Origin of the sequence: Streptomyces sp. NPDC053755 (assembly GCF_040677675.1) — a bacterium.
Taxonomy (GTDB): Bacteria; Actinomycetota; Actinomycetes; order Streptomycetales; family Streptomycetaceae; genus Streptomyces.
The window spans coordinates 26,924-35,836 of the sequence record NZ_JBFASK010000050.1 but is presented as its reverse complement, the minus strand read 5'-3'; the positions used below and the strand labels follow the sequence as shown (position 1 = coordinate 35,836).

The window sequence follows — 8,913 nt, the reverse complement described above, 5'->3', positions numbered from 1 at the left end:
GATGGTACTGCAGGGGGGACCCTGTGGGAGAGTAGGACGCCGCCGAACAATCATTAGCCTCAACCCCCTGACTTCGTCAGGGGGTTGAGGCATTTTTGCGTTCAGGGAGGCCGGCGACCCCTGTGCTCCGGTCGGCCGTGGCTGAGGGTAAGGTCAGGGGGCATCAATCGGCACGTTCCCCACAGGAGGCCCCCGGGTGGAGGTCCAGGAGACTCGCGTTCAGACGGACCGGGTCCTCACCATCCCCAACATCCTCAGCATGGCTCGCCTGCTGGGTGTGCCGCTGTTCCTGTGGCTGATTCTGCGTCCTGAGTTCGGCGGCCCCAAGAGCGACGGCTGGGCCCTCCTGGTCCTGATGCTGAGCGGCGTCAGCGACTACCTCGACGGCAAGCTCGCCCGGAGATGGAACCAGATCAGCAGCCTCGGCCGGCTTCTCGACCCGGCCGCCGACCGGCTCTACATCCTTTCCACGCTCCTCGGACTCACCTGGCGCGAGATCCTGCCGCTCTGGCTGACGGCCGCCCTTTTGGCCCGCGAGCTCATGCTGCTCGTGATGGTGGGAATCCTCCGCCGGCACGGCTATCCGCCGCCACAGGTGAACTTCCTCGGTAAAGCCGCAACCTTCAACCTGATGTACGCCTTCCCGCTGCTGCTGCTCAGTGACGGAACGGGATGGCTTGCGTCACTCGCTGAAGTTTTCGGGTGGGCCTTCGCCGGATGGGGTACAACTCTGTATTGGTGGGCAGGGATCCTCTACGTGGTCCAGGTCCGTCGACTCGTGAAGGCGGATACCGCGGCCGATTAGCCCGTCTGTCCCCTGCCGAGCAACGTCGCCGGCAGTAACGAGGGCGCCCCGAGTCCCCTGAGCGGACAGGGTGAAGTCGGCCGGACCGTCGTCTCTCAAGGAGGACGCTTCCGACATGAAGGCCGTCGTGATGGCCGGTGGCGAAGGCACCCGGCTTCGCCCCATGACCTCAAGCATGCCCAAGCCTCTTCTGCCGGTCGCAAACCGGCCGATCATGGAGCATGTCCTGCGACTGCTCAAGCGACACGGTCTCAGCGAGACCGTCGTCACCGTGCAGTTTCTCGCCTCTCTCGTCAAGAACTACTTCGGCGACGGCGAAGAGCTCGGAATGGAGCTCACCTACGCCAACGAAGAGAAACCGCTGGGTACGGCGGGGAGTGTGAAGAACGCCGAGGAGGCGTTGAAGGACGACGCGTTCCTCGTCATCTCCGGGGACGCGCTCACCGACTTCGACCTCACCGACCTGATCGCCTTCCACAAGGAGAAGGGCGCCCTCGTCACCGTCTGTCTGACGCGTGTGCCCAATCCCCTCGAATTCGGCATCACCATCGTGGACGAGGAAGGAAAGGTCGAGCGCTTCCTGGAGAAGCCGACCTGGGGACAGGTCTTCTCCGACACGGTCAACACGGGCATCTACGTCATGGAACCGGAGGTCTTCGACTACGTCGAGGCCGACGTCTCGGTCGACTGGTCGGGTGACGTCTTCCCCCAGCTCATGAAGGAAGGCAAGCCCATCTACGGCTATGTCGCCGAGGGCTACTGGGAGGACGTCGGCACCCACGAGAGCTACGTCAAGGCGCAGGCCGACGTGCTCGAGGGAAAGGTCCAGGTCGATCTCGACGGCTTCGAGATCTCGCCGGGCGTCTGGGTGGCGGAAGGGGCCGAGGTCCATCCCGACGCCGTGCTGCGCGGGCCGCTCTACATCGGCGACTACGCCAAGGTCGAGGCCGGCGCCGAGATCCGTGAGCACACCGTCATCGGCTCGAACGTCGTCGTCAAGAGCGGTGCCTTCCTGCACAAGGCCGTGATCCACGACAACGTCTACATCGGCCAGCAGAGCAATCTGCGCGGATGCGTGATCGGCAAGAACACCGACGTCATGCGGGCGGCCCGGATCGAGGACGGGGCCGTCATCGGGGACGAGTGCCTGGTCGGTGAAGAATCGATCGTGCAGGGCAACGTCCGGGTCTACCCGTTCAAGACGATCGAGGCCGGCGCCTTCGTCAACACCTCCGTCATCTGGGAGTCCCGGGGACAGGCGCACCTCTTCGGCGCGCGAGGAGTCTCCGGCATCCTCAACGTCGAGATCACGCCCGAGCTGGCCGTCCGGCTGGCCGGCGCGTACGCCACCACCCTGAAGAAGGGCTCGACGGTCACCACGGCGCGTGACCACTCGCGAGGCGCGCGTGCGCTGAAGCGGGCGGTGATCTCCGCGCTGCAGGCCAGTGCCATCGACGTCCGCGACCTGGAGAACGTGCCGCTGCCGGTGGCCCGGCAGCAGACGGCGCGGGGCAGCGCGGGCGGGATCATGCTGCGGACGTCGCCCGGTGTGCCGGACTCCGTCGACATCATGTTCTTCGACGAGCGGGGAGCGGACCTCTCCCAGGCCGGGCAGCGCAAGCTGGACCGGGTCTTCGCGAGACAGGAGTACCGGCGCGCGTTCCCCGGAGAGATCGGTGACCTCTCGTTCCCGGCGAGCGTCTTCGACTCGTACACCGGGTCCCTGCTGAGGAACGTGGACACGACGGGGATCGCCGAGGCGGGGCTCAAGGTCGTGGTCGACGCCTCCAACGGCAGCGCGGGCCTGGTCCTGCCGAGCCTGCTCGGCCGGCTCCAGGTGGACTCGCTGACGATCAACCCCGGCCTCGACGAGTCGAGGCCCACCGAGTCCGCCGAGACCCGTCGGGCCGGACTCGTCCGGCTCGGGGAGATCGTCGCCTCGGCGCGGGCCGCCTTCGGTGTGCGCTTCGACCCCGTCGGTGAGCGGCTCTCGCTCGTCGACGAGCAGGGGCGGATCATCGAGGACGACCGTTCCCTTCTGGTCATGCTCGACCTGGTGGCCGCGGAGCGGCGTTCGGGGCGCGTGGCGCTGCCGGTGACCACCACGAGGATCGCCGAGCAGGTCGCCGCGTACCACGGCACGCAGGTGGAGTGGACGACGACCTCCCCGGACGATCTGACCCGGGTCGGCCGCGAGGAGTCGACGATCTTCGGCGGCGACGGCCGGGGCGGCTTCATCATTCCCGAGTTCAGCAGCGTCTTCGACGGCGCCGCCGCGTTCGTACGGCTCATCGGTCTGGTGGCCAGGACCCAGCTCACGCTGAGCCAGATCGACGCGCGGATCCCGCGGGCGCACGTGCTCAAGCGTGATGTCGCCACCCCGTGGGCCGTCAAGGGCCTGGTGATGCGGCGCGTGGTGGAGGCGGCCGGTGACCGGTCCGTGGACACCACCGACGGGGTGCGGGTCGTGGAGGCGGACGGACGCTGGGTGATGGTGCTTCCCGACCCCGCCGAGGCCGTCACCCATCTGTGGGCGGAGGGCCCCGACGACGCCTCCGCCCAGGCCCTGCTCGACGAGTGGGCGGGCGTGGTCGACAGCGCAGGTCACTGACGTACGGGACGGGTGAGCCGGGAGGTGTCGTACGGACGCCTCCCGGCTTCCCGGTGGGGCCATTCGGCGGCAGGCCGTGCGACGTGCGACGATGTGCGGCATGTCGCAGCAGTCCCCTGATCGGAGCACCGGATCACCGCCCCCTCGTCCGGACGCGTCCATGTCGCTGCTGAACAACGTGATGGACCACGCGCTCGACGACGGCTACGCGGAGGCGTCGGCCCGGCGTGAGGCGGAGGGCGGCGGTCTGCCCCGGACCCTGCGGGCCAAGCTCGGCCTCGCGGCCGGTCTCGTCCTGGCCGCGGCGGTGGTGACCGTGGGCGCGGCGGAGGCGCGGATCTCGGCGCCCGTCGTCGCCAAGGAGCGCCAGGAGCTGATCGGCCGGATCGACGCGGAGACGTCGGCGGCCGACGAACTGGAGCAGGACGTCGAGAAGATCCGCGCGGAGGTGGGGGACCGGCAGCGCAAGGCGCTCGAACAGCACGGCGGGGACCAGGCCGAGCTGGTGGCGCTCCTCTCCGGGGCGACGCCGGTGCACGGGCCGGGCGTGAAGCTCGTGGTCGACGACGCCAAGGGAACCGAGCAGGGCGGCGGCGGTCCGCGGGAGAGCAGCGGGTTCACCGACACCGGGCGGGTGCGCGACCGGGACATGCAGCGGATCGTCAACGGACTGTGGGAGTCCGGGGCGGAGGCCGTCGCGATCAACGGTCAGCGGCTGACGTCCCTGTCCGCGATCCGGGCGGCGGGCGACGCCATACTGGTCGACAACAAGCCGCTGGTGCCGCCGTACACCGTGCTGGCGGTCGGGGACGGGCAGCGGCTGAGCACCGCCTTCCAGGACAGCGCCGACGGGCAGTACCTGCACGCGCTGCAGGAGAACTTCGGGATCCGGACCAGTATCTCGGCCGAGGCCGAGGTGCGGTTGCCCGCCGCGCCGAGCCTGATCGTACGAACAGCAGTGCCGAGGGGAGCCGGGGCCGCCGAGGCCACCGGGCAGGCCACGGCCGACACAGGGAAGGGCACATCTTGATCGCCGTACTGGGCCTGATCGTGGGAGTGGTGGTCGGACTGTTGGTCCGGCCCGAGGTTCCGGCGGTGGTCGAGCCCTATCTTCCGATCGCCGTGGTCGCCGCCCTCGACGCTGTCTTCGGCGGGCTGCGGGCCATGCTCGACGGGATCTTCGTCGACAAGGTCTTCGTGGTCTCCTTCCTCTCGAACGTGGTCGTGGCCGCGCTGATCGTCTTCCTGGGCGACAAGCTGGGCGTCGGCGCGCAGCTGTCGACCGGTGTGGTCGTCGTGCTCGGCATCCGGATCTTCTCGAACGCGGCGGCCATCCGGCGCCATGTGTTCCGGGCGTGAGGAGAGGCCGATGAGCAACGACGAGACGCCCGGGAACGGGACGCCCCGGGACGACGAGTCCCGGGCCAGGGAGCCGCGGAACCACGAGCCGCACGCCGGCCTGCCGCCGCGTGACGAGCCCGGGACCGGTATGCCGCCGGTCGCGACGCCGCCGCCCGCACAGGGGGAGGCGACTGCCCCCGAGGAGACGACGGGGCGGCAGCGACTGAAGGCCGGTCTGTGGCCCCCGCGGATCAGCCGGGCCCAACTCATCGTGGCCCTCCTGCTGTTCGTCCTCGGCCTGGGCCTCGCCATCCAGGTGCGCTCGACCAGTGACAACAGCGCGCTGCGCGGCGCCCGGCAGGAGGACCTGGTCCGCATCCTCGACGAGCTCGACGACCGTACGCAGCGCCTCGAGGACGAGAAGGCACGGCTGGAGAGCCAGCGCTCGGAGCTGGAGTCGAGTTCGGACCAGGCGGAAGAGGCGCGCAAGCAGACGCGGGAGAAGGAGCGGCAGCTCGGCATCCTGGCCGGTACGGTCGCGGCCGAGGGGCCCGGCATCACGCTGACCATCGCGGACGGTGCGGGGGCGGTGGAGTCGGACATGCTGCTCGACGCGATCCAGGAGCTGCGGGCCGCGGGCGCCGAGGCGATCCAGGTCAACGACGTCCGCGTGGTCGCGGACAGTTATTTCTCGGGCGGCGACGGTTCCATAGAGATCGATGGAACGAAGGTCACCGCTCCGTACGTCTTCAAGGTCATCGGCAAGCCCGAGGATCTCGAGCCCGCGCTCAACATCCCCGGTGGAGTCGTCCAGACCCTCGAGAAGGAGCAGGCCACGGCCACGGTGGCCCGGTCCGAGAAGATCGTCGTGGACGCCTTGCGGCCGGCGAAGCGGCCTGACTACGCTCAGTCGTCCTCGCAGTGAGGCGGGGGCGCATGGCGGTCGCGCGACAAGGGCAAGAGGTTGCGGGGGGTCGCCGCACCACAAGCGTGGTGCGTGGTGGAAACTGTCCGGAGGATACGGACGTTGTGAGGATGTCCGGTTCGGCAGGTGTGGTCATCAAGGGTTCGTCCTGCCCCACGGGCGGGTCTGTTTCGGTCAAGGGGAATCGCCCGTGAAGTTGTTTGCGAAGTTGTTCGGCAAGAGCGCACGCGAGGACGGCGGCAACGCCAAGCACCGCGCGCCGCGCCACGCCCAGAGTGAGGAACAGGGTGGCGAGCGCCCCCTCTTCCGTGACGAGGTCGGTGGTGACATTCCGGGCGGACAGGGCGCGTCGTCTGTTGACCCCGCCGGTGCCGGCCGCATAGGTTTCGGAGACCGATCGACCTCAGGTACGGGTGGAGGGTCCGCCCCCGATCCGTATGCGACCCAGACCTCCGCGGGTCAGCCGCGGCAGGAGGATGCGTCCATGCCGGTGTGTACGAGGTGCGGTCACCGCAACGCCGCCGACAGTCGTTTCTGCTCCCACTGCGGCACGCCGCTGCGGGGCGGAGTGCCCGTGGAGCGCGCGTCCGAGACCACCTCGACGATCTCGATCTCGGGCCTGGAGGCGTACGACTCCGAGGTCACCGGCCAGACCGCGGTCCCGTCCCTGTCGCCCGAGGCGCTGGCGGCCGTCGAGGCCCTGCCGACCGGGTCCGCGCTCCTGGTGGTGCGCCGCGGCCCGAACTCCGGTAGCCGCTTCCTGCTGGACGGCGAGCTGACCACGGCCGGCCGTCACCCGCAGAGCGACATCTTCCTGGACGACGTGACCGTGTCGCGGCGCCATGTCGAGTTCCGGCGGGCGCAGGACGGCAGCTTCACGGTGGCCGACGTCGGCAGCCTCAACGGCACCTACGTCAACCGCGAGCCGATCGACTCGGCCGTGCTGTCCAACGGCGACGAGGTGCAGATCGGCAAGTACCGGCTGGTCTTCTACTCGAGCCAGCGGGCCGTGTAACGCCTCGGAGAGAGCCTTCAGGGAAGGTCCATGCTGCGAACACCGACGGGCGGTGCCGGACACGGCACCGCCGCCGCGGGCGACCGGCTGGTCAGCATCGGCGCGGTGCTGAGCCAGCTGCGCGACGAGTTTCCCGAAGTGACGATCTCCAAGATCCGGTTCCTGGAGGCCGAGGGACTCGTCGAGCCCCGTCGGACGGCCTCCGGGTACCGGAAGTTCAGCCCCCAGGACGTGGAGCGGCTTGCCCAGATCCTGCGGATGCAGCGTGACCACTATCTTCCGCTGAAGGTGATCCGGGAGCATCTCGACGCCCTCGCCCGCGGCGAGCAGGTCAAGCTGCCGTCCCCGAGTCCCCAGCGGGACCTGCCGGACGGGCCGTGGGAGCCGGAGAGCGACCGCCCGACCGCCGCGCGGGTGGGGCGGGCCGAACTGCTCGCCGCCGCCGAGGTGAGCGAGGAGGAGCTCGCGGAGTGGGAGTCGTACGGCCTGATCGCCCCGGGGCCCGGGGGAGGCTACGACGCCGAGGCGGTCACGGTCGCACGGCTCGTGGCGGACCTGGGCAGATTCGGTCTCGAACCGCGTCATCTCAGGGCGGTGAAGGCGGCCGCCGACCGTGAGGCCGGACTGGTCGAGCAGATGGTCGCGCCGCTGCGCCGGCACCGTAATCCGCAGACCAGGGCCCATGCGGAGGCCACCGCTAAGGAGCTCGCGGGACTGTCCGTGAGGCTGCACGCGGCACTGGTCCAGACCGCCCTCGGGCTCCGGCTGCCTTGATCTTGAGGGGCCCCGACTACCCAAACCGGTCGAGCACGTCCTAGGGTTGCTGTGTGAACGAGCTCGACGTTGTGGGTGTCCGGGTGGAAATGCCCTCGAACCAGCCGATCGTGCTCCTGCGTGAAGTGGGAGGCGATCGGTACCTCCCCATCTGGATCGGACCAGGTGAGGCGACCGCGATCGCCTTCGCTCAGCAGGGCATGGCCCCTGCGAGGCCGCTGACGCACGACCTCTTCAAGGACGTCCTGGAGGCCGTGGGCCAGGAGCTCACGGAGGTCCGCATCACCGATCTCCGAGACGGGGTCTTCTACGCGGAGCTGGTCTTCGCCAGCGGCGTCGAGGTGAGCGCCAGGCCGTCCGACGCGATAGCGCTGGCCCTGCGCACCGGGACGCCGATCTTCGGCAGCGACGGTGTCCTGGACGACGCCGGCATCGCGATTCCGGATGAGCAGGAGGACGAGGTGGAGAAGTTCCGCGAGTTCCTCGACCAGATCTCGCCCGAGGACTTCGGTTCCAGCAGCCAGTGAGGCGCCGGGCCCGGCGCGGCGCCTGGACAGGGGCCGCACCGGCGGGGTGCCGTGGCGGGCAGGGAGTCGCTCCGCGGGGCGCTGATCCGATGGCGCGTCAGCGCATCCGACTAGCCGTTCCCCGAAGAGAGGTACGGGAAACCACTCTCAGGGTGATTATCACTCGGCGTGCCGAGTGTGGCGATCGTTGACGCACCCCGAGTGACTGCCTACCTTCGTGTGGGCAGGTCAAGGACGGAGGGTCGGCGTGATGAGCAGCGGCGACGGTACGGCAGGGGGCTCCCTCGGGCGTGCGCCCGGGGAGAGCGGTCCGTATCCGCTTCACGGCGGTGTGAGCGACTTCGGTACGGACGCGGGCGCGGGTCAGGGCGATGCGGGGACGGACGGCGACGCGGAGACCGTGGGGTACCGGGGTCCCACCGCGTGCGCCGCGGCCGGGATCACGTACCGCCAGTTGGACTACTGGGCGCGTACGGGCCTGGTCGAGCCGAGCGTACGGGCGGCGTACGGATCCGGGACGCAGCGGCTCTACAGCTTCCGCGACGTCGTCGTCCTCAAGATCGTCAAGCGGTTCCTGGACACCGGTGTCGCGCTGCAGAACATCCGTGCCGCCGTGCAGCACCTGCGCGCCCACGGCTTCCGCGATCTGGAGCGGATGACGCTGATGAGCGACGGCGCCACCGTGTACGAGTGCTCCTCGCCCGACGAGGTCGTCTCCCTGCTCCAGGGCGGGCAGGGCGTCTTCGGGATCGCGGTGGGCGTGGTCTGGCGGGACGTGGAGTCCGCGCTGTCCCAGCTGCACGGGGAGCGCGTCGACACGGGCGAGACCCTGATCGGTCACAACCCCGGGGACGAACTGGCCCGGCGGCGGCGCGACCGGGCCGTCTGAGCCCCGGCGCGGTGCGGCCGGGGGCG

The 8,913-nt window shown here is 69.6% G+C and carries 9 protein-coding genes; all 9 read left to right on the top strand.

Annotation, left to right across the window (positions count from 1 at the left end; genetic code table 11):
• Window positions 1-196: 196 nt before the first annotated feature.
• The 9 genes from AB0K65_RS30090 to AB0K65_RS30050 all read left to right on the top strand — a co-directional run bounded on the left by AB0K65_RS30090 (window position 197) and on the right by AB0K65_RS30050 (window position 8,887).
• On the top strand, window positions 197-805 hold the full coding sequence (locus tag AB0K65_RS30090) for a CDP-alcohol phosphatidyltransferase family protein (protein WP_365722052.1): 609 nt from the start codon (window positions 197-199) through the stop codon (window positions 803-805).
• Between the two features lie 115 nt (window positions 806-920).
• On the top strand, window positions 921-3,416 hold the full coding sequence (locus tag AB0K65_RS30085; RefSeq protein WP_365722050.1) for a mannose-1-phosphate guanyltransferase: 2,496 nt from the start codon (window positions 921-923) through the stop codon (window positions 3,414-3,416).
• A gap of 100 nt (window positions 3,417-3,516) precedes the next feature.
• Window positions 3,517-4,446: a DUF881 domain-containing protein gene (locus AB0K65_RS30080; RefSeq protein ID WP_365722048.1), complete on the top strand. Its 930-nt coding sequence runs from the start codon at window positions 3,517-3,519 to the stop codon at window positions 4,444-4,446.
• Window positions 4,443-4,775 carry a small basic family protein gene (locus AB0K65_RS30075; RefSeq protein WP_015032176.1) on the top strand — a complete coding sequence of 111 codons (333 nt, stop codon included), beginning with the start codon at window positions 4,443-4,445 and terminating at the stop codon, window positions 4,773-4,775. The genes AB0K65_RS30080 and AB0K65_RS30075 overlap by 4 nt, the downstream gene beginning before the upstream one ends.
• Window positions 4,776-4,905: 130 nt before the next feature.
• Entirely contained in the window at window positions 4,906-5,682 is a 777-nt protein-coding gene (locus tag AB0K65_RS30070) for a DUF881 domain-containing protein (protein ID WP_365722058.1), read from the top strand.
• Between the two features lie 82 nt (window positions 5,683-5,764).
• A complete protein-coding gene (locus AB0K65_RS30065; protein ID WP_365722056.1) occupies window positions 5,765-6,697 on the top strand; it encodes an FHA domain-containing protein in 933 nt (310 codons plus the stop codon).
• Between the two features lie 30 nt (window positions 6,698-6,727).
• Window positions 6,728-7,471: a MerR family transcriptional regulator gene (locus AB0K65_RS30060; RefSeq protein WP_365722046.1), complete on the top strand. Its 744-nt coding sequence runs from the start codon at window positions 6,728-6,730 to the stop codon at window positions 7,469-7,471.
• A gap of 53 nt (window positions 7,472-7,524) precedes the next feature.
• Window positions 7,525-7,998, top strand: a complete 474-nt coding sequence (locus AB0K65_RS30055; RefSeq protein WP_315894873.1) for a bifunctional nuclease family protein — start codon at window positions 7,525-7,527, stop codon at window positions 7,996-7,998.
• Window positions 7,999-8,248: 250 nt separating this feature from the next.
• Window positions 8,249-8,887 carry a MerR family transcriptional regulator gene (locus AB0K65_RS30050; RefSeq protein WP_365722044.1) on the top strand — a complete coding sequence of 213 codons (639 nt, stop codon included), beginning with the start codon at window positions 8,249-8,251 and terminating at the stop codon, window positions 8,885-8,887.
• Window positions 8,888-8,913: the final 26 nt, after the last annotated feature.

Bases quoted from the DNA above. Each gene is read 5' to 3' on its own strand.
- AB0K65_RS30080 (WP_365722048.1), top strand. From the start codon at position 3,517: ATGTCGCAGCAGTCCCCTGATCGGAGCACCGGATCACCGCCCCCTCGT.
- AB0K65_RS30050 (WP_365722044.1), top strand. From the start codon at position 8,249: ATGAGCAGCGGCGACGGTACGGCAGGGGGCTCCCTCGGGCGTGCGCCC.
- AB0K65_RS30085 (WP_365722050.1), top strand. From the start codon at position 921: ATGAAGGCCGTCGTGATGGCCGGTGGCGAAGGCACCCGGCTTCGCCCC.
- AB0K65_RS30070 (WP_365722058.1), top strand. From the start codon at position 4,906: ATGCCGCCGGTCGCGACGCCGCCGCCCGCACAGGGGGAGGCGACTGCC.
- AB0K65_RS30060 (WP_365722046.1), top strand. From the start codon at position 6,728: ATGCTGCGAACACCGACGGGCGGTGCCGGACACGGCACCGCCGCCGCG.